20 protein-coding genes are annotated in these 20,281 nt (G+C 41.7%); 9 read left to right on the plus strand and 11 right to left on the minus strand.

Annotation, left to right across the window (positions count from 1 at the left end):
• Window positions 1-9 precede the first annotated feature (9 nt).
• The 4 genes from PASHI_RS12150 to PASHI_RS12165 all read left to right on the plus strand — a co-directional run bounded on the left by PASHI_RS12150 (window position 10) and on the right by PASHI_RS12165 (window position 2,101).
• The gene (locus PASHI_RS12150; protein ID WP_055021612.1) at window positions 10-402 is read left to right on the plus strand and encodes a curli production assembly/transport protein CsgE; all 393 of its coding nucleotides are present in this window, start codon (window positions 10-12) and stop codon (window positions 400-402) included.
• A complete protein-coding gene (locus tag PASHI_RS12155) occupies window positions 392-817 on the plus strand; it encodes a curli assembly protein CsgF (RefSeq protein WP_054562528.1) in 426 nt (141 codons plus the stop codon). Before PASHI_RS12150 ends, PASHI_RS12155 begins: the two co-directional genes overlap by 11 nt.
• Window positions 817-1,590 (plus strand): CsgG/HfaB family protein, encoded by a 774-nt coding sequence (locus PASHI_RS12160; protein WP_054562529.1) that lies wholly within the window; start codon window positions 817-819, stop codon window positions 1,588-1,590. The genes PASHI_RS12155 and PASHI_RS12160 overlap by 1 nt, the downstream gene beginning before the upstream one ends.
• Before the next feature lie 112 nt (window positions 1,591-1,702).
• A complete protein-coding gene (locus tag PASHI_RS12165) occupies window positions 1,703-2,101 on the plus strand; it encodes a hypothetical protein (protein ID WP_062565803.1) in 399 nt (132 codons plus the stop codon).
• Window positions 2,102-2,217: 116 nt separating this feature from the next.
• Here the strand turns inward: PASHI_RS12165 and PASHI_RS12170 are convergent, their stop codons facing one another.
• The 4 genes from PASHI_RS12170 to PASHI_RS12185 all read right to left on the minus strand — a co-directional run bounded on the left by PASHI_RS12170 (window position 2,218) and on the right by PASHI_RS12185 (window position 6,958).
• Window positions 2,218-2,916, minus strand: a complete 699-nt coding sequence (locus PASHI_RS12170; protein ID WP_062565804.1) for a helix-turn-helix transcriptional regulator — start codon at window positions 2,914-2,916, stop codon at window positions 2,218-2,220.
• A 164-nt stretch (window positions 2,917-3,080) separates the two neighbouring features.
• Window positions 3,081-4,589, minus strand: coding sequence for a trehalase family glycosidase (locus PASHI_RS12175; RefSeq protein ID WP_062565805.1), 1,509 nt, complete (start codon window positions 4,587-4,589; stop codon window positions 3,081-3,083).
• Window positions 4,590-4,598: 9 nt separating this feature from the next.
• Window positions 4,599-5,849 (minus strand): MFS transporter, encoded by a 1,251-nt coding sequence (locus PASHI_RS12180; protein WP_062565806.1) that lies wholly within the window; start codon window positions 5,847-5,849, stop codon window positions 4,599-4,601.
• Between the two features lie 101 nt (window positions 5,850-5,950).
• Window positions 5,951-6,958 (minus strand): LacI family DNA-binding transcriptional regulator, encoded by a 1,008-nt coding sequence (locus tag PASHI_RS12185; RefSeq protein ID WP_062565807.1) that lies wholly within the window; start codon window positions 6,956-6,958, stop codon window positions 5,951-5,953.
• A 263-nt stretch (window positions 6,959-7,221) separates the two neighbouring features.
• Here PASHI_RS12185 and PASHI_RS12190 point away from each other — a divergent pair, with 263 nt between their 5' ends.
• Window positions 7,222-9,480, plus strand: coding sequence for a TonB-dependent receptor (locus PASHI_RS12190; protein WP_062565808.1), 2,259 nt, complete (start codon window positions 7,222-7,224; stop codon window positions 9,478-9,480).
• 53 nt (window positions 9,481-9,533) lie between these two features.
• Here PASHI_RS12190 and PASHI_RS12195 read toward each other — a convergent pair whose 3' ends face one another.
• The 3 genes from PASHI_RS12195 to PASHI_RS12205 are packed head-to-tail and all read right to left on the minus strand — an operon-like array spanning window position 9,534 to window position 11,193.
• Window positions 9,534-10,157, minus strand: a complete 624-nt coding sequence (locus tag PASHI_RS12195; protein ID WP_062565809.1) for an SGNH/GDSL hydrolase family protein — start codon at window positions 10,155-10,157, stop codon at window positions 9,534-9,536.
• Window positions 10,157-10,681 (minus strand): DsrE family protein, encoded by a 525-nt coding sequence (locus PASHI_RS12200; protein WP_062565810.1) that lies wholly within the window; start codon window positions 10,679-10,681, stop codon window positions 10,157-10,159. Before PASHI_RS12200 ends, PASHI_RS12195 begins: the two co-directional genes overlap by 1 nt.
• A 47-nt stretch (window positions 10,682-10,728) precedes the next feature.
• Window positions 10,729-11,193, minus strand: coding sequence for a flavodoxin family protein (locus PASHI_RS12205; protein WP_062565811.1), 465 nt, complete (start codon window positions 11,191-11,193; stop codon window positions 10,729-10,731).
• A 76-nt stretch (window positions 11,194-11,269) separates the two neighbouring features.
• On the opposite strand from PASHI_RS12205, the gene soxR reads away from it, so the two are divergent.
• Window positions 11,270-11,725 carry a redox-sensitive transcriptional activator SoxR gene (soxR, locus tag PASHI_RS12210; RefSeq protein ID WP_054562542.1) on the plus strand — a complete coding sequence of 152 codons (456 nt, stop codon included), beginning with the start codon at window positions 11,270-11,272 and terminating at the stop codon, window positions 11,723-11,725.
• 19 nt (window positions 11,726-11,744) lie between these two features.
• Here soxR and PASHI_RS12215 read toward each other — a convergent pair whose 3' ends face one another.
• Window positions 11,745-12,104: a DUF1294 domain-containing protein gene (locus tag PASHI_RS12215; protein WP_062565812.1), complete on the minus strand. Its 360-nt coding sequence runs from the start codon at window positions 12,102-12,104 to the stop codon at window positions 11,745-11,747.
• A gap of 52 nt (window positions 12,105-12,156) precedes the next feature.
• Between PASHI_RS12215 and PASHI_RS12220 the strand changes: the two genes are divergently transcribed.
• The gene (locus PASHI_RS12220) at window positions 12,157-12,681 is read left to right on the plus strand and encodes a hypothetical protein (protein ID WP_062565813.1); all 525 of its coding nucleotides are present in this window, start codon (window positions 12,157-12,159) and stop codon (window positions 12,679-12,681) included.
• 45 nt (window positions 12,682-12,726) lie between these two features.
• Here the strand turns inward: PASHI_RS12220 and PASHI_RS12225 are convergent, their stop codons facing one another.
• Complete coding sequence (locus tag PASHI_RS12225) at window positions 12,727-14,244, minus strand: DUF3360 family protein (protein WP_062565814.1); 1,518 nt, start codon at window positions 14,242-14,244, stop codon at window positions 12,727-12,729.
• 401 nt (window positions 14,245-14,645) lie between these two features.
• Here PASHI_RS12225 and PASHI_RS12230 point away from each other — a divergent pair, with 401 nt between their 5' ends.
• Complete coding sequence (locus PASHI_RS12230) at window positions 14,646-16,118, plus strand: sensor domain-containing diguanylate cyclase (protein WP_062565815.1); 1,473 nt, start codon at window positions 14,646-14,648, stop codon at window positions 16,116-16,118.
• Between the two features lie 328 nt (window positions 16,119-16,446).
• Window positions 16,447-16,761 (plus strand): hypothetical protein, encoded by a 315-nt coding sequence (locus PASHI_RS12235; protein ID WP_062565816.1) that lies wholly within the window; start codon window positions 16,447-16,449, stop codon window positions 16,759-16,761.
• A 256-nt stretch (window positions 16,762-17,017) separates the two neighbouring features.
• Here PASHI_RS12235 and PASHI_RS12240 read toward each other — a convergent pair whose 3' ends face one another.
• The gene (locus tag PASHI_RS12240; protein ID WP_062565817.1) at window positions 17,018-19,141 is read right to left on the minus strand and encodes a methyl-accepting chemotaxis protein; all 2,124 of its coding nucleotides are present in this window, start codon (window positions 19,139-19,141) and stop codon (window positions 17,018-17,020) included.
• Between the two features lie 116 nt (window positions 19,142-19,257).
• Window positions 19,258-20,262 (minus strand): AraC family transcriptional regulator, encoded by a 1,005-nt coding sequence (locus tag PASHI_RS12245; protein ID WP_062565818.1) that lies wholly within the window; start codon window positions 20,260-20,262, stop codon window positions 19,258-19,260.
• Window positions 20,263-20,281: the final 19 nt, after the last annotated feature.

Here is a 20,281-nt window from a genome sequence, read left to right on the forward strand (position 1 = left end):
CATTCCATTATGAAAATAAAAAACTTACTACGCATATGTTGCATCGTGCTTGCAGCTCAAAGTACGGCTAGTTATGGCGAAGACCTCGAAATCGATGGCTTAGTACTCGATAGAAGTATTAGCCGATTTGGCCATCAATTTTATTTTGAGTTTGCCAACCTATGGCGCGATTTACCTTCAACAGCAGGTTTTAATATCGAAATAAAAGAAACGGTATTACCCCGAGCGGGGACTCGACTTGTCTTAAAAATGAATAACCAAATAGTGTACGTCACCTATCTAGGACGTCGCTTAGAGCCATTAGATGAACGTGTAAAACAAGCCATGTATAGCGTGATGGATGCCATGGCACGCAGTCAAATGCAGCAATCAACACCCGATATGGCAAAAAATGGATGGTAAAATGAAATACTTAACAACACTAATAATAATCCTCTGCCCTCTTTCTAGTTGGGCAACCGAACTCGTTTATACCCCAATTAACCCAAGCTTTGGTGGCAGCCCATTAAATGCCAGCATGCTACTTAATAAAGCGCAATCACAAAACAAGCACAAAGCGCCGGTTATCGAACAAACCTACGGGGAAAAATTTCAAGATTCGTTAGAGCGTACCTACTTAAATAGAATGGTACGAGAAATCACAGATATGGCATTTGGTGACGAAATCGACGACAGCATCTTTAATGGTGACTCGACCTTTATGACGGGTGATTATGAAATTCAAATTATCACCAGTACCAGTGACACAATCACCGTTAGAATTACCAACACCTCTGATGGCACAGTGACAGTAATTGAAGTACCGAGGTTTGGATAATGAAGACACTCACATTAGCAGCAATGGTATTACTTCTGTCGGGTTGTTCATCAATGGGCAATTTAATCCCGCCGACCAAACAACTAGCAGACTCTCTTGAGCCAACCGAAACTTTCCAGGCTTTGCAGGCCCTTCCTCAACCAATGGGAAGCATTCCTGTGTCAGTGTACTCATTTCGTGACCAAACTGGGCAATACAAACCACAGGCAAATGTAAGCTCATTTTCTACCGCAGTAACACAAGGTGCTAACTCTATTTTAGTGCAAGCATTGCATGAATCTGATTGGTTTATTCCGGTAGAACGCGAAGGTCTACAAAATATCTTAACTGAGCGTAAAATAATTCGCGCTGCGCAAGCCGAAAACGATAAGCTACCTGAATTACCACCGCTCACAACAGCAAAAATAATCTTAGAAGGCGGTATTATTAGTTACGACACAAATATCAAAACCGGCGGGATTGGTATGGAATACTTCGGGATTGGCGCATCAGAGTTATATCGTGAAGATGCAATCTCAATTTATTTACGCGCTGTCGATGTTCGCACAGGCCAAGTTTTGTTATCCGTCGCGACAAGTAAAAAAGTGCTCAGTCAAGAAATGCGCGCAGGCTTCTTTCGCTATGTGAGCTACAAGCGTCTTGCAGAAGCAGAAGCCGGATTCACCGACAATGAACCTATGAGTATTTGCGTAACACAAGCAATTGAAAAAGCGCTTAGCGACCTTGTATTAAAAGGTATCAACAAAGGCATTTGGTCTGCAAAAGCGGTCTAATTTAATGAGTATATTAGTGTGGCGCTGAACATCACAGCGCCCAATTTGAACTTTCTGCTTAATTATCCATCGAAATAAATACTTATAGCATTCAGTCAATTAAGTTTTATTTATGAAATGGATTACTTTCTCCAAATGCGCTTATTCTCTTATTGTTTTAGCCGCACTGATTACCCTAGTCATCACAATTGATAATTTTGACAGTTCAAAAAGCCTGCCAATTGGCTTTGTTTTATGGGGTATTTCGCCTTATTTATTAATGGCATGGATGGTTGAACACAGTAAAACAAGAGTGGCACAAATCGCCACGTTTATTGTCACTATTATGTGTGTCTTATTTGGTACTGTGACCATAGGTTCAATCTATTTTTCTCATGATGCACAATCAGCGCTGGTGTTTCTTTTTGCGCCATTATGGCAATGGCTGGGATTATTAATACTCTGTATTCCACTGTACTTTATGAATAAGCTCACATCTAAATCGAACCGAGGCTCGAATAATGGAAGCTAAACGGAAACACGATTTTGAAGGATACTTGCTCGAAGCTGGATTTTTAAGCATCGAGCAAGTGCTAAACGAGCTTTAATAGCAAACACTACCACAGGGATTAAACTGGTTATAGTTTGTTACTGTGTATTTTGCAAAGACAAACTCACTGCCATGTAATTTTGTGCCCAATTAGCCAGCTCCACGCGGTTACGCGATGCCGTTTTCTTGAATGCACTGTACAGGTGGGTTTTAACTGTATGATCGCTGATATTTAAACGCTCTGCGATATCTCGATTACTCGCACCTTGGGCAAGTAAGTGAATCACTGATTTTTCTCGTTTAGTCAGTAAGCTGAGGTCAATATCCGTATTTACCGAATCGTTACTAGCATTGAATTGGCTGCGAGACATTGCAGATAGCATATGGTTAAAGGTAGAAGAAATACTTTTACGGCTAAAAAACAGCTCGCCATTGATCACTCTGACCAGCCCTGCAAAAATATCTTCAGGTGATTGATCTGCAAAAAACACCCCTTTAATACCATTTAAAAGTAAGTTTTTTTCGCAAATTGCATTAGCGTCCGCATTAAAAATAACCACTAAATGTTGCTTAGCAAGTTGCACTAACTCTGCAGGTAGTAAGTCTTTCCAATGTGCGTCAGTGCTATCAATCAAATAAAGGTTAAACTCTTCGCGCATAGACTCTTGAGGCAAGCTTGCATCAACTTTCACACGCATAAAAAACGCATCGAGTATTTTAATTAAATATTGATAATTTTGACTGCGGTTTTGTAACCTTGGCTGTGTTTTTAGAAATACAGAAGTTGGTTGAATCATCTCATTTCTTCCTTGAAACATTTTATTCACAATACCTAATTTAGATACATGATTCAACCGTTCATAAGCCTTTATTTTGGCAATTTACAACATTGCTAACCCATTTGGATGGCCAGACACCAAAGTTAACAAAATGTAAACCAACAATACTCGCATCTCCCCTTTTACAGTGAGTCATTAAGTAGTTTGTAAAAACGTGATGTTACACCGTTCGTCCAACCAAATCCTTGCTGTACTGTGTATTCGCCACCACCTGCACGGCTAACTAATTCGCACACATTGTACTTTTCAAGGAGGCACTTATCCTCTGCAAAACGCATTTCGATCATACTCAGCCAGTTTTTCATGATCGCCTGTGCCTCGCTGACAAAGCCATACTCTGTTAAACCTTTTACAGCGAACCATTGTAGCGGCGCCCAACCATTAGGACTATCCCATTGTTGTGATGTACTACACAATGTTGTCACTAAACCACCGGGCTTTAAAAACTCATTCATCAGTTTTTGCTTCACTTGTTGAGCTTGTTGTACAGATGCAGCGCCTACAAACAAAGGAACAGCCATTGCCATCGAATCGACACTACTTTGCTGATTGAGTCTAATGTTGTAATCACGATAAACACCCGCCTCAGAATTCCAACAATAGGTATTAATTGCATCTAAGCGCAGTGTAGCCAGCTCAGCAATCGACTGGCTCTTTTGTTCTTTACCAAGTAAACGGTAAAAACGAGATAACGTATGCTCTAAGTTATACAGTAAGCTATTCAAATCAACCGGTATGATATTGGTTGTTTCAATACTTTTTAGGTCACTATGATCGCTTAGCCAACGGCTACTAAAGTCCCAGCCAGACTCGCATGCAGCGCGAATATGTTGAAAATAACTTTGTTGCTGCTCAGTTGTTAGCCCTTCAGCGTCATGTAAATCTTCTTTTAATGACTCTGGACGAGGTGTTGCCGCACTATCCCAATATCGGTTTAAAATAGCCTTATTAGGCACTTTTACAACGCGCCTAATAGCAGGCGTTTCACTGCTAAGGTCGTTACAGCCTTGCATCCAAAATTGATACTCAGCTTCAAGTGCTTTTACCGCGTTTGCTAGCCAAGTTAAATCTGCTTCTTGTTTATATTTTGCGTCCCATAGCATCGCTATCATTAACGCCAAAACAGGTGGTTGCGAGCGAGAGCTATAATAAACTCGGTTACCATTTGGAATACAGCCATTACGTTCTTGTAGGTCTATAAAGTTATTAACCATGGCTTCAATGGTGGCTAGGTCGCCACAATCTTCTAGACCCAAGGCTGTAAAATAACTATCCCAATAATAAATTTCTTGAAAACGACCACCCGGTACAATGTAGTCAAACTGCAAGGGCATTAGTGAGCTTGCTAAATCTGTATCTGCATTGCGATGCAAGTGTGGCCATAAATCAAGAATATACTGTTTAACCGAAGTGGTATCTAATTTCGCAGTCGGAATAGTCTGATCAGCAAACAAAAAGTTCGACATAACAAATTCGCGCAGCTCATCACCTTTTAAAGGGCCTACAAGTTGATACAACTCACAAGCACTTTGCCAAGATAAATTTGGCACTGCATCGGCAAACATTTTTGAATCAGCAAACACTTCTGCTAGCTGTACGTCTTTAAATAATTGGCTATTAACGAAGTTCATGACAATCCCTTATTCTGCGCTTGAAGCCGCTTGATACTGTGGTTTTAGGGTAATTTTCTTAAAGATTGAAACGGTGATTAATAGCAAGGCTATTGGCACTAATGTGAGATAAAACGCATGCTGACCGCTAAATTTATCGAATACAAAGCCCGTAATAATTGAGCCTGTTGTTCCACCTAATGCTGAAAAAACCACAATTAAGCCTGTCATAGCCGCATGCTTGTGCTTAGCAAGTGAACTCAGCATGACAGAGTTAAGTAACGGGTAAATCGGTGCCATAAAAAAGCCAATCAACGGCAGCATGTATGCTGCAAAAGGCACATCAAACACACTTTTCACTTGGCTACCATCAACATCGTGAGTCAAAGGCAGCACCAATAATACGAGCATACCCATAGCGACCAAGCAGCCCATTAATAAACTAAACCAACTAATAAACCTAAGTACTTGCCCTGCTACCAAACGACCAAGCGCTAACGCAGCTGCAAACAAACTAGCAAGTTGGATACTGACATCAACAGGCAATTTTAAAACTTGGTTATTAAAGGTCGGCAGCCAAGTGCCCACGCCTTGCTCAATTAGTACATACATAAATGCACTAACAACAAAAATAAGCACAAGGGGTTGGTAAGTCAGCTTTAACATGTCAATAAAATCATGAAGCTGCGATTGCTGATTAGTTTTTAACTCTGGCGATTTTATTGGTGCCGCAAGCACAGAAACAAACGCCACCGCAACAATCGCTGCGAGCAAGTAATAAACATTCAACCAGTGGCTACTTTGCGGGTCATCAGCGTCTATAAATAACGCAAAAATCCAATAACCCGACAGCACGCCAAGCATAAACACCCCTTCAATGGTGTTTAATAACGCTGAATGTTTATTAGCATTATCAGTCACTTGACCAATAACAGAGTAAACAGAGATTTTCATTACTGCAAAGCTGCAACCAATTGCGGCAAAGAGCGCTTTTAATACCCAAAAGTCGGCAATGCTCGGAACAACCAAGCACATCACCGCAACCAGTAATAAAGCGCCAAGCATGGCAATTTTATAGCCTATACGAGGGATAAATGACGCCACTAAAAATGACACAATGGCAATACTAAGATCCTTAAATCCTTCAAGAACAGACGCCTGAGTTTTGCTTACATCTAAGCTATTGATTGCTTGTAAAATAACAGTGCCCACACTATTAAGCATAATAGCAAAGACAAAATAGCTGCATGCCAGCGCGATAGTTATTCTTATAGGATTCATTCACTTCAACCTATGATTATTTTTATTCAGTCTAGTTTAGCGCAAAACAAAATGCAAACGTTTGCATTTAAAATTACACATATTGCTAACATTCAAAAGGCTTAGCGCTGGCTCGACTGCCTATTTACTAGTTCTATTTCAACAACTTGAGATTCTACCGACTGCCCTGTTAACTGGGCTAACAACTTTTCAACAAGAATAACTGAAGCGCGTTGAGTATTTTGTTTAATACTCGACAAAGAAGGATGACTGATATCTGCCATGGCAATATCATCAAAGCCCACGAGGGCAACGTCGTTTGGAATACTAATGTAACGCTCTTTCAGGGCTTTCATCGCACCAAAAGCCACCATGTCACTACATGCCATAATGCCATCAAAGCATAGCCCTTTTTCTACCAACAATTGGTTAATTCCTTTATAAGCAGCACTACTAGTAATATCGATAGAAACCACGTGAGGAGTGGCTTTGGCTTCATTAATAGCATCTAAATAACCACGGTGGCGTTCACTAATTTCAGCGTGCCCAGGGTCACCTAAAAACAATATGTTTTTAGCGCCATTTGCCAATAAGTGCTCAGTCGCTAGGCGACCCCCTAAATAATTATCGCTGCCAACAATTGGGTAACTGCTGGGTGTTTTTGGATCGCCCCACACAACCAAAGGAACACCAGCACTCGCTGCAGCTTCAATATTTGCTTGGCTTTTACCTTGGCCGACCACAATAATGCCATCGGCACGGCGGCTATTAATAAAGTAATTTGCCCAATCATCGCTGGCCATAAACGAATTAGAAAGTAATAACTCTAAGCCAAATTTATTTAGCGCTAAATTTATTTCACCAACAATTTTAAGTAAGAAAGGGTCGTTAATAGACTGTTCTGTATCACCATCGAGGTTAATAATAACCGCAACAACATTGGTTTTTTGGGTGCGAAGGCGGCTAGCAGCCGTGTTTAAACTAAAGTTATGTTTTTTTGCTAACTGTTGAAGCTTGTCGCGAGTTTCCTGTTTTATCAATGGGTTATCATTGAGCGCACGGGAAACTGTCGACGTAGAAACACCGGCTAATTTCGCAAGATCAGCTAACTTTAATTTTCTATCATTCATGATACTGAAACACTGCTTTCCTTTAAAACATATGCTGGCAATATACCACCATTTCGACCAAATCGCTGCGCCAAAGAGCATAATATTTTTTCAGTAAGCAAAACAGACCAACTCACCCTGTGGGTAAAAAAAGGACAAAAAATTGAAAAAACAAATTGCAAACGTTTGCATAAATCTTTATGGTTTATAAAAGCAAGGTGTTAACAATTGCAAAATATTCGCTAATACATTGCTTTCAACAACATAAAAAATGGGAACACACAATGACAACTACATACACACGCAGTGCGCTAGCCTCTGCAATTTTGCTAGCTTTGAGTGGCCAAACAGTTATGGCCGAAGAGCAAACTGAGCAACCAGCTAAAGAAAAAGTAGAACGAATTATTGTATCTGGTACACCTGCAGGTATTGGCGTACGTAAAATTGATGCTGGCTATGCAGTAACCAATATAGATGCAGATCAAATTGTTAAATTATCGCCAAAAAGTACAGCTGATTTATTCAAAGCCGTGCCGGGTGTGTGGGTAGAAAGCTCGGGTGGTGAGTCTGGCGCGAACGTATTTGTACGTGGTTTCCCTGGTGGTGGTGATGCACCATTTTTAACATTAAGCCTTGAAGGTTCGCCAATTTATCCTGCGCCTACTTTGTCATTTTTAGAAAACTCGTCGTTATTCCGTTTAGATGAAACAATCGAAACGATGGAAGCACTGCGCGGCGGTCCAAACCCTGTTGTATCAAATGGTCAACCTGGTTTAACAACTAACTTCCGCCTTAAACGTGGTAGTGAAGATACCGAAGGTGTATTCAAATACACAACTTCAGATTACAACTTACAACGCATTGACGCTATGGTAAGTGGTGAGATTTCTGATGACTTATTCTTCATGGTGGGTGGTTATGTTAAAAGCTCTCCAGGTATTCGTGATGCTGGATTCACATCAGAAAAAGGCAGCCAGTTCACAATTAATATCACTAAAGAATTAGAAAACGGCACCATTAATTTATACACCCGTCAAACCGACGACCACGGTGCTTGGTACTTACCAACACCACTTAATGTTGACGGCGTTGACGCAAGCTACACGCAGCTGGGTACTTTAAATCGCCAAGCGACTATCTACACAGGCGCAAATAATGACGAGCAACAGATCGACTTAGGTGAAGGCCGTGGTTGGAAAGGTCATGTTTCTGGCGGTAGCATCAAACTTGAATTCGATAACGGTTGGAGCTTCACAGATCGCTTCAACATCACTAAAGGTGATGCAAACACGTACGGCTTAGTACCGGCAGGCTCTGCAACAACCGTTGGTGCGGTGGCTGATAACGGTGAAACAGCAACAGGTGCAGTAACTGGCACAGAATACGATGCAGACACAGCGGTTCAACAACTTGGTCGTTGGGTGGTATTAAAAGAAATTAGCGCATTCACTAATGATTTAGCATTCGCTAAAAAGCTTGATAACTTATCACTGGCCTTTGGTTATTACACAGCAAGCACATCAGCAAATGACTGGTGGAGCTTAGGTAACACAGCGTATCACGTGCTTGAAGCAGGCGGCGAAATGCTAGACGGCATTGAGTGTAATGCAAGTGTTGATGGTTGTGACTTCAACTACGATATCAACTCTACAGGTGATGCACGTACCAATGCCTTTTACACAACGGCTCAATATAAATTCAACGATGACTTTACACTAGATGCCGGTGTTCGTTTTGAAAACCACGAAGTGGAATACTCGGTTGATGAAGGCCTTGATGGCGTAATCGATAAGTCTGTTCAATATGACGAAAGCAAAACATCGTGGACAACGGGTATCAACTACTCAATTAACGATGACATGGGTGTGTTTGCCCGCGTAAACCGTGGTTACAAAATGCCTTACTTTGACGACTTCCGCGATAACTTTAGCGCATACGAAGGTGGCGAAAAGTTAATTAAAGAAGTAACACAAGCCGAGTTTGGTTATAAGCTATTAACTGATAGCACCGATTTCTATGCAACATTCTTCACTAACGAAGTAAAAGGTGACACTTTTGTTCGTCGCCCAGGTGTACCAGCTGAAATCTTAACCAACGAAGCATACGGTATTGAGCTTGATTATAACTACAACCACGAATCTGGTTTCTCAGTTAACTTAAACTCAACGCTTCAAGAAACAGAAATCACAGAAAGCCCAAGCAACGAAGGTAACGAAAGCCAACGTCAGCCAAAATGGCAAGTACGTGTAACACCAAGCTATGACTTTGAAGTAAGCGATATGTATGCAACCTTATACGGCACAATCTCAGCGGTTGATGATCGTTGGGGCGACAACGAAAACACGGTTGTGTTAGAAGGTTACGAAAAAGTAGACATAGGTTTAATTGTTGAGCCTATGGAAGGTATTAAAGTGCAATTAGCAGTTGATAACTTAACTGACGAGCAAGGTATCACTGAAGGTGACCCTCGTAATGCTGATGCACCGAATGGTCGTTACATTATGCCTCGTACTACACGCTTAAGCATTAGCTACGAGTTTTAAGCGATTCTCCCAAACCCCTTGATTGAAAGAATCAATACCCAAGCCACAGTGTTTTATAACCTGTGGCTTTTTTGTTTTACAATCAAGAACTGTAAATGCTCTGCTAAAGACTTATGTGATTCAAGAATTAAATGCACACCTTCTTGCTGGCAAGGCGTAGCGATTGCTGTGATATCCAAAAACAGAGTTTGCTGTTTCACACACACTTCAGAAAAAGCCTCAACTAGCTCGCTAGACTTAGCAGCCGCTCCAGCATAAATAGATTTATAGGAGCCTACCTCATACACCGCCGGCGGGCTTAGTATCATTATTTTGGGCAATTCGCGGTGCAAATAGTAGTTTTTTATATCTAAAATAAGTGCTTCGAGGGCATTGGCAATATCAGCAGCCGACAGTGCAAAACGGCGCTTTAAATCATTCGTGCCGAGCTGAATAACAATCACATCTAAATGATAAGCCACTAAGTAAGGTTCTAAGTATTTAATGCCCAGTTTATCACCACTGAAAGGCGGGTCGTTCACCAGTGTACGATTGGGCTGGCCGGCTTCAATAACTTGGTAGCCGGCACCTAATTTAATACCCAGTAAACTAGGCCAGCGCTCATCTGCTGCAAAGCGCTTACCATCGACGGGCGAAATACCATAGGTGTTTGAATCACCGAAGCATAAGATATTCATTAGAATGGATTCAGTGTGTAACCTTGCTGTTGCAACTGTGCATGCGCCGTCATTGCCGATAACGCCATTTGCACACCAGGAATAAGCTGCTGCTGTTTTACCTTCATGTGCGTTGCAGACTGCCGACACACATACACAACGGTATTATGTGCCAACAATTGTGAGATCAATTGCTGATTTTTATTGTCACTGTCAAAGCGCTGTTTATAAAAACTGTTTTCCAGTACATCAACACTCGCGCCACCATGCACAACTAAAGCGAGTTGAATGTTCTCAGGCTTCACACCATGGGCTATATGCATATTAATGAACCTTGCTAATGAGTTCATTTTGTTATTCTGCGCCCCTTTTTTTGCCGCATCAGCAACATCAAATGCCACTTTGAAAACCGTTTGATCAGAGATTTCTGCATGGTTTGGCACATCATAATAAAAACCAAAACCTTTAATAGCTGGCTCAGCTTGCTCTGCATGACTAAACGAAGATAATAAGGCTAAAGATAAACCTAACAGTGTTGATTTCATAAAAGTTCCTGTTGTTTTTTACTCTAGCCTACCTTGTTTAAACCCGTTTAACTAGCATCAATATGTTGGTGCGCTTTAAAGGTCATGCCTAAGTAATTAAAGGTGTTTTTAAACATCTCGATAAACGCGTTAGGTGCGTGTGCAGATCCTGCATTTGAGAGCAATGAAAACTGCTTTTCACGCAGTGTTCTCAGTTTTGGCCTAAGTGTTTCATCATCCATGTAATCAGTGATCCGGTCTAAAAATGCTTTAAACTGCGGTGTGGTGTTATACCAATACACAGGTGATGCCAGCACCCAGTGTTGATAATTCAACAGCGCTTCAAATACCGCATAAAAATCATCATTTTTATATTGCTTATCGTAGCAATAAGGCGAGATAACATAGTCATCTAGACATACCACATCACCACCATATTGCGCTTTATAATCATTAACTTGTAAACTCGTATTACCCTTTTTTCGCGCACTTGAATAAATAATTACCGTATTTGTTATTGGTTTTTGTTGCATGACTATCACTCCTTTTTTATGATGTGCGCAGCGTAAAACCTCAAGCTAACTTTAGGTCAACACCTTGGAGCAAATTATGTCAGATAAGAAACTTATTGATGCAAACCTAGCGGTTGGCTTTGTGGCAAAACGCAGTGGCGTAAAAGTTTCAACCTTGCATTTTTATGAGTCTAAAGGACTTATTCGCAGCTGGCGTAATAACGGTAACCAGCGCCGCTATAAACCCGATGTATTGCGCCGAATTGCCGTAATAAAAGCTGCGCAAACCATGGGTATAACTCTTGAAGACATTAAACAAACGTTAAGCACCCTACCCGAGCAACGCACACCCACTAAACAAGATTGGGCAGCTCTTTCAAAGGTATGGCAAACTCAACTAGATGAACGAATTCAATACATGCAGCGTTTACGCGAGCGCGTTAACGGTTGTATTGGCTGCGGCTGTTTATCAATGGCAAAATGCCCTATCTACAACAAAGACGACTATTTAGGTGAAGAGCACAGCGGCGCTGTGCTTTTAGAAAGAGATTAATACACAACTGTTTGTGCTCTTAAATTAACTGCAAATAATACAGTGACGACAGTGCACTGCCATTAACAATAATTGTTAACCAAAGTACGGCAATAAAACTGCGTTTTTTAGATTTATGTCTTAACCATTGCTGTGCAATTAATGAACCTGGCCAGCCGCCGATTAACCCTAAAATATGCAGTGTACGCTCAGGTACTCTTATCACATGCTCGCCATGTTGCATCGCTAAACGTTTATCCCAGCCGTATACCAAAAAGCTTATTAAGCTCGCTACGCTGTAAGTGCCTGCAATAAAGTAGGTAATATTAAGTTGCCACGATATCAGCCATAGCAGCGCTAGAAACAACAATGAAAATGTAATTAATGTTTTCTTAATCAACGAATTATCACCTATACTCTGCAAAACAAATTAATTTTATCGGGGCGCTATTATGGCATACCTAAAATCACTTTTACTATCAATCTGCTTATGTTCGCTTTCTGTTATGGCGGCGGAGCAACAACTTGATGACAAGCTAAAAGTGTTTGAGCCTTACTTAGGCACGTGGCAGTCAGACTTTAATGTCGCAGCAGGTAAACCTGCGGTGCAAGATGTGAGTACCTGGCAACGCGCGCTCAATGGCACGGCGATTAAAACCATTCACTCTATCAATGAAGGTGAATATGGTGGTGAGTCGATGATTTTTTGGGACAATAAAAAGCAGTCTTTGGTGTTTTATTACTTCACTACGGCAGGTTTTTATACCCAAGGCACTATGAATGTACTTAGCCCTACTCAATTTGTTGCTTATGAAAATGTAACGGGTAATAAAGAAGGGATCACTAAGGTGAAATCGACAAGCGAGTTTAAAAACAACAGCTTTGTAGTGTCAACCTCTTACCTTAAAAAAGGTCAATGGACAAAACCCGATACCCGAACTTACACCCGCAGCGAAAAAACAGTTAAGTTTAAATAAAAGCTTTAAAAAAGGGTAAGGCGTTTATCACCTTACCCTTATATATTAATGTCTAAAGTCTGCCATTAATGCTGGGATCCCTGGCAACATACCCACCATTGCCATCACGCTTGTTAAAATAACAAACATTACTAATGGAATGATCCAGCGGCTCATTGGGGATAGTTCAGAGCTTCGTTCTTTACAACCAATTAAGCCCAGATTGTCGAGCAACATAGTTAATGACCAGCCAAATGCAGGATTCACTAAAGTCGATGAAAACACCACAATAGCAGCCGATTGCGTAGTTTTACCTTCGCGAGTCATTTCCATACCCGCTTCTAGAAGCGGGATAAACACACCAACTATTAGCGCGACGCATAACACGGGTTGCCAAATAGCTAAATCCATTGGGTAGCCCCAAATACTGGCAATAATACAAAATAATGCCGTTAACACCGCTCCGGCAGGAATTGGGCGTTTAGCGATGGCTGCTGGCACGATGTAGGTTCCCCATGACGAGGTAAAATTAGAGCCGCCTAACAAGGAACCAAATGTCTGGCGGATTGAAGCGCTGAACATGGTATCGTCAATGTTCATTTGTACTTTTTCTGTGCGCTCAGGATAACTAATTTTTTGGAATACTTGATGCCCTAAAAAGTCAGGTGACCACATGGCAACCGCAAGCACCGCGAATGGCAATACCACCACAAAGCTCTCTAGGGTTGGTAAACCCAGCATCCAACCGGTGTTTTCACCCCACCAATACATTGGGTTCATATTTGGTAAACCCGGTGCGGTCTTAAACTCAAACGGCGCTCCCAGTAAAAATGCAATTAAACCGCCAAGTAAACAGCTTAATGGCACGGCTAACCAACGTTTTTTGTAGTGCTCAAGTAATGCATACAACACGATAGTCGACAAAATCACAATGAAAGCGATATGGGTCATATCAATGCCTTCAGCCCATGCAAATAGCTTTTTAACCTGCGAAATCGTGCCAATAAAACCAAGGTAAAGCAGTAAACCGCCACACACGCCTCGGCTGGTTAACCCCGCCAGTAAACTCCCGCCTTTACTAAGCGCCAGTAATAGGCCAAACGCCCCTATCAGTAAACCGAAGGCCATTGGGTGACCACCCGCAGCAACCACAATCGGGATCAAAGGAATAAGCGGCCCATGCGTACCCGCTAAGTTTGCTGTTGGTAAAAAGAAGCCTGAAAATAATAAAATGAAGATCGATACAATTAACAGCTCATAGCGCACGTTTTCTAGAATAAAACCTTCACCTAAGCCCAGTGGCGCTGCAAACGTTGCAGCAATTGCACCCACCATAACCACCTTGCCTATGGTCCCTGCCATGGCAGGGATAGAGTCTTCTAATTCAAACCGATAATCACGAAATGGTAAGTTAGGACGCCAGCGCTTAGGCTGCATAATTTGTAATTCGTGTTCAAGGTATTCGTCACGACTCGAAAATTCACTGCTGGGTTTATGAAGAGCTTGATAGCTTTGCTGGTCGGTATGAGTATCCGATCCTTGTTCAGCAGGCGTTATTGACGCTGATTGCTGCCTCGTATTCATGAGTTCTCCTACTACCTATCTTGAAAAATTATGTGAGTTTTTATTATGCAGTTAGGGTAAAGCAGTCAGATACAAAACACGATTAGGCAAAAGGTCGGGTATGAATTTATAAAATAGGTGTTTTTAATAAGTTGAGAGACTCATAAAACACACTCAAGCAATTGATAATTAATGATTTATTTAGATTTAGCGCTTTTAAAGAGTAAGCAAAAGATTGTTTTTTAAGCACATTAACTATTAGTCTAATAAATTGTATGAATAGCAAACAGCTAGAGAAAAACCACTTTTAAATTAATCGAATTTGCCTATTCTCCAACTACTAATATACTAATTTATTAGTAGCTTGATTAATGCTAACTCACCGATCGGTGGCTTTCTTACATAAGCACATAAAGGGATGTATGGACACACAGCTCAAGCCTTGGCAATTTAATATCATTGTTTGCTCTGTTTATCTGCTGTTTGGCTTGTTTACTATGCAAGTGTTAAAGACACTGGCGGTATGGCCTCCAGCAGGAGTCGCATTGGCAGGCTTGATGTTATTTGGTCGTAAAGCCTGGCTGGGCGTTGCATTAGGCACCTGTTTAGTTGTGCTTTGTTATTTTTATCTAAGCGGCTTAAATCCATTCACTTTTAAACACATAGCAATAAATGCCGCGACAACCACAGGTAATACACTCGCTGCTTTAACTGCATTTTGGCTAATTAACCGAAAACTTAAACAACACACACTGCTGACAAGCGTCACCAGTTTAGCCAGAGTGTTTATTGTTGCTTGCATTGCGATTGGCGTGATTTCTGCGCTTTTCGGTGTGGGCATATACTCACTAGTTGGTATCGAGTGGTTTAATGGCTTGTATGTAGGCATATTAAATTGGAGTATTAGCAATGCCTTAGCAGCAATTGTGTTCACCCCTGCCCTTTACTTTTTATGGCGAAATTGGCCGCATACGGTCACCCCTAGTGAATTTTCTAAACTTCTGTTGCTTACTTTTACCGTGGTTTTGTTGTGTTATTTTATTTTTGGCCCCGCATACACAACCATGACATTGCCATTTTTACAGCCTGCATTACTGCTGTTTCCACTGCTTTATGCCGCTACGCGGTTATCACCAACCGCCACCAGCTGCATGAATATGTTAGTATTTTTTGCAGCTTGGGTCGGAAGTAATCAAGGCTGGGGGTATTTTTATTATCATCATCCTAAAACAGCAGAAGTGACCATGCAGTTTTTCTTTTTATTTACTCTTTCAGCGGTATTACTTATTCAAGCCGTGTTTATTCAGCGCAAGAAAGAGCAACAAAAACTAACCACCATGCTCGAACAAAAAGTAGAAGAGCGAACCTATGAACTAGAACGTGCTAAGCATGAGGCATTAGCCTTATCTGTAACAGATCATTTAACACAACTTTATAATCGTCGCGGCTTCTTCGAAAAGGTTAATCAGCAGTTTGCAAAATATCATGACGCGCAATGTACCTGCTCCTTATTACTGTTAGACTTAGACCAATTTAAAGCTATAAACGACAAATATGGTCACGCAACTGGCGATGAAGTAATACGAACCACAGCGCATAAGCTCATCCAACATAGCAGAGCATCAGATATTGCGGGGCGCATTGGGGGAGAAGAGTTTGTCTTATTTTTACCTATGGCAAATAACCACACAGCCTTTGCTATCGCAGAAAAGATCAGAGCCGATATCGAACAACAAGACATCATCGCCGACAACAAACACGTTAAATTCACCGTGAGTATTGGCGTAAGCACCTTACAAGCAAGCGATCTGCATATAGAATCGATGTTAAAACGCGCCGATAAAGCATTGTACCAAGCCAAAAACCAAGGTCGTAATCAAGCGCAGTGTAGTTAGAATGAGTTACGAGTTGCTAGTTACGAGAGTAAAGTTACGAGAGACGAGGTACGAGAGACGAGGTACGAGAGACGAGGTACGAGAGACGAGGTACGAGAGACGAGGTACGAGAGACGAGGTACGAGAGACGAGGTACGAGAGACGAGGTACGAGAAACGAGATGCGAGATGCGAGATGCGAGATGCGAGATGCGAGCATGAGCTTAAGTTTCTTTGCACTATACGACTAGTAATTAATTAACGGCTCTGATAAAAATACAATGGATATGGAAGAAAACGAGCTATAAGCCCGTTAAGTTTAATGGAATTACTATCCTTGTGAGGTTCAAATGGAAATTGAAGTAAACAGACCAAAACAATATCATGATAAAATTAGAGATTACACTTTATGGGCCGACTCTAAAAAAATCGGCAAAGTCAAACCCAACTCTTTAGCCAACTACACAATACCTGATGACGCTGAATTTATCTGGTTCTCCATTGATTGGTGCTCTAGCCCTAAACTTTCTGTCAAAGATATTCAATCAAATAAAGTAACTGTTTCAAACACTATGAGCAGGAACTTACTATCGGGTCTATTTTTACCCATTTATTACGTTACTTTTGGTAAAAATAAATATCTAACAATTACGAGCGATGTATAACCATCCTTAATCGATTTTCAGATCCGATTACTTCACCGCATAACGATATTTTTACCCTTTGTCGCGGCATAAAGCCGCTGCTACCTTGTAGGCGTCACGCTTGCTTGGCGCGCGAAACGAAGTATTAGATACGAGTAACGAGATGCGAGCATGTAGCAGCGATTTTACATCGCGTTTTTCTCGAACCTCGTATCTCGTATCTCGCAACTAGCGCCTAGCTCCTAGCTCCTAGCTCCTAGCGCCTAGTTCCTTAAAACTATTTCGTCTTTAACTTATTCAACTCATCATCTTGTTGTGCAACGAGTGCATTGAGGGTTTGGCTACCATCTCCGGCTTGGGTAGATAGCTCAGCTAGTTGCGATGCGGCATCTGAAATTAACGTCAGGTTGCGGTTTATCTCTTCTGTGACTGAGCTTTGCTCTTCTGCGGCCGTTGCAATATGGGTAATTTGCTGCGTGATTTCGTCCACTTTGACGACAACTTCATGTAATGCATCAAATGCAACGGAGGTTTCATCTACCGCAGTTTGTGCACGCACAACACCTTGCTCAATGACCTTAGACGCGTTGCCTACTTCAAGCTGTAAACTGTCGATTAGGCCGCTGATGTCATCGGTTGATGAACGTGTTTTTGAAGCAAGTGCCCTTACTTCATCAGCCACCACCGCAAAGCCACGGCCTTGTTCACCGGCCCTTGCCGCTTCAATTGCCGCATTCAGTGCTAGTAAGTTAGTTTGCTCTGCAATTGTTCTGATCACATCTAAAATTTGTGTAATGTCGTTACTACGTGCCGCAACTTTTTCAACTGCTTGATTGGCCTCTTTGATTTCATCCGACATGGTTTTAACTTGGGTAACCGCAGACGACAAGCTCGATTCACTGCTCACAACAAGGCTGTTTATTTCATCAGCTTGCTGTGCTGACTGCTCTGAGGCTCTTGCTACTTCGAGTGCTGTTGCGCTCATTTCATTCATGGCGGTCACAACACTCTCAATTTCTTGGAACTGCGCTTGAACGTTGTGCTTAGTATCAACAGCAACACTGGTCGCTAAGTGAGCCTGCTCTTTGGTTTGCGTTGATACATTTTTAAGCTCACCAATTAAGTCGCGCAATTTAGCAAGAAATGCATTAAAGCCAGTTGCCAATGCGATTAGCTCAGCGTGAGTATCAACATGCAGGGTTTGAGTTAAGTCACCTTCGGCACTGGCAAGGTTATCAACGCGCTGTTGAATTTGCTGTAGTGGTGCCACAATTGTGCGGATCACTAAGGTCATGATTACAAAGGCGGCACCAGCAATAATAATACCTGTAACCAAGATTAAGCCACCTAGTGTATTGGCATTTTCGCTCATGCTATTTGCTAGCGCATGAGGCCCTTCAAGGGCAAGCTCAGCGGGTACTTCAATCAATAAGTTCCACTGTGTTTTCGCAAGCTTAATGCTAATTGGGTAGTTAACTAAATACTCATCACCAACTTTAAATACACCACTTTGTTTTTTCGCTTTTACGTAATTGTCTAAAATGCTTTTAGTCACCGCCTCTTTTAACGGTCTGCCTAGCTTATCTTTGTAATGGCTACTACCAACCACTAAATCGAGTGAACTTAGTAAGGTAACGCGGGCTTTACCGTTATACAGCTCTTTTGAGAGCTTTTCGGTCATGCTTTGAAATACAGGCAATGTTAAATCAACCCCAGCAACACCTATAAATTCGTTATCACGAAGAATGGGCACAGTTAGAGAGGTCATCATTTCAGAGTAACCCGGGGTGATTTCGTATAGGTAGGGCTCCATAATGCAAGGCACTTTGGTGTCTTTTACACACAAGTACCACTCAGCTTCCCGCTGGCCAAATTCATTGAGCGTATCCACATATTTTTCAGCTACATCGTCAACCACTTGTTGCTCGATTACGCCGTCTCGGTTGCGCGTGAAATAAATTTCTAGTGTGCCAACGCCTGCTACAGAATGATCATACCCGCTGATAAAATTAGCATCACGGCCATCAAACGCATTTGCTTCAAATTGCGAGTAGATAGATGAAAGAATATCATTTTTTTGTAATAGAGAGCGATTCAACTCAACCACAGCATCGCGGGTTAAGGTAGCTGCCGCATCGTTGTCACCTAAGATAGCGGCAAATGAATAAGGCACTCGGTACGCTTCATTAATAAACCCAGCAACTTGTTCACCATATGCGGCGGCATTTGAGGCAAGTTTATCCTCCACCTCTGCAACAATCAGCTTTTCTGATTGCGCAGCTAACTGCTGGTTGCTGCTTGACAGCTGCCACCATAAAACACTTGATAAAACAAACACAGTAATAAAAATACTGCCTACCGTAAGCCATAATAACTTTTTCGCTAATGCTAACTGCCGCATCGACATTTCCTGTTTTTATTGTAGGTTTGCTAATAGTTTAGACCATTTGCATGACTACATAGGGACAATTAGAAAAAAAGTATGAAGTTTTACTGTGATTGAGCCGCTTTGTTAAGTTAGCCCAAGTTTTGCTGCCATTCGGTGGGTGACATACCAAACCATAACTTAAAGCGACGACTAAAAATCGACAGCTCCGCATAGCCTAAACGCAGTGCTAAGTCGGTCATATTGATGTGCTTTTGTTGTAATAGCCGCATTGCCTCTGACTTTCGTACTTCGTCCAACAATTGCCGATAACTGGTGTTATGCTCAGTTAATATTCGCTGCAGCTTTTTGGGGTGTAGCCCTACACTTTTCGCGGTATTTTCTTTATTACACTCACCGGTTGCTAGCAACATTTTCATCGCACTTTCTATTTGCAGCATTTCATCGGGGAGTTTATTAAGGCGTTGTAGCTCAAGTTGATCCGCTATTAGGGTGTCTAAAATGGCATCATTGAGCTGGGGTTTATAGGATAAAAATGCGCTTGAAAAGTAAATCGCATCTACGTCACTGTTAAACTCAACCTCGCAATTAAGCACTTTATTAAATAATGGCCGCTGTTTCACTGCGACAAATTGCCGTAAGCACACTTTATCGGCCCGCCATTTCGGGCCAACTAATTCTTTTAATATTTTATTGACCAAACACACTGCCAACTGAGACTTTTGCTCAAACTCGTGTTTTTCGTCAGACAGTCGGACAAAACGTACCTCACAACTCGTTTGCCCAAGCAGGGCAAGGTTTAGCACAATACCTTCAGCATGCAGGTATATGTATTTTTGGGCAACATTGAGGGCATCAAGAATCGTAGGTTGGCGCGACATGTAAGCACCAATCAAGCCTACCGTACTCATACTTTGTGATGCGCCAAGCTTTAAGCCAAAACATGGCTCATCACACGCTTGAGCAGCAAGCTCAAGTAATTCAAGGTAATGAGCGTAAACAACAAAGCTGTCTGGGTCGCGTAACTGTGCGGGTAAAATACCTGCTTTCTCCAACAAAGTAATTGGATTTACGCCATATTGCCTCACTAAATTCTCAAACCCAGCTAAACTAGAAGAGCGAATTAAACTTTCCACGCAGTGTGCCTTTTGTCCT

Origin of the sequence: Pseudoalteromonas shioyasakiensis, from assembly GCF_001550135.1 — a bacterium.
Lineage (GTDB): Bacteria > Pseudomonadota > Gammaproteobacteria > Enterobacterales > Alteromonadaceae > Pseudoalteromonas > Pseudoalteromonas shioyasakiensis.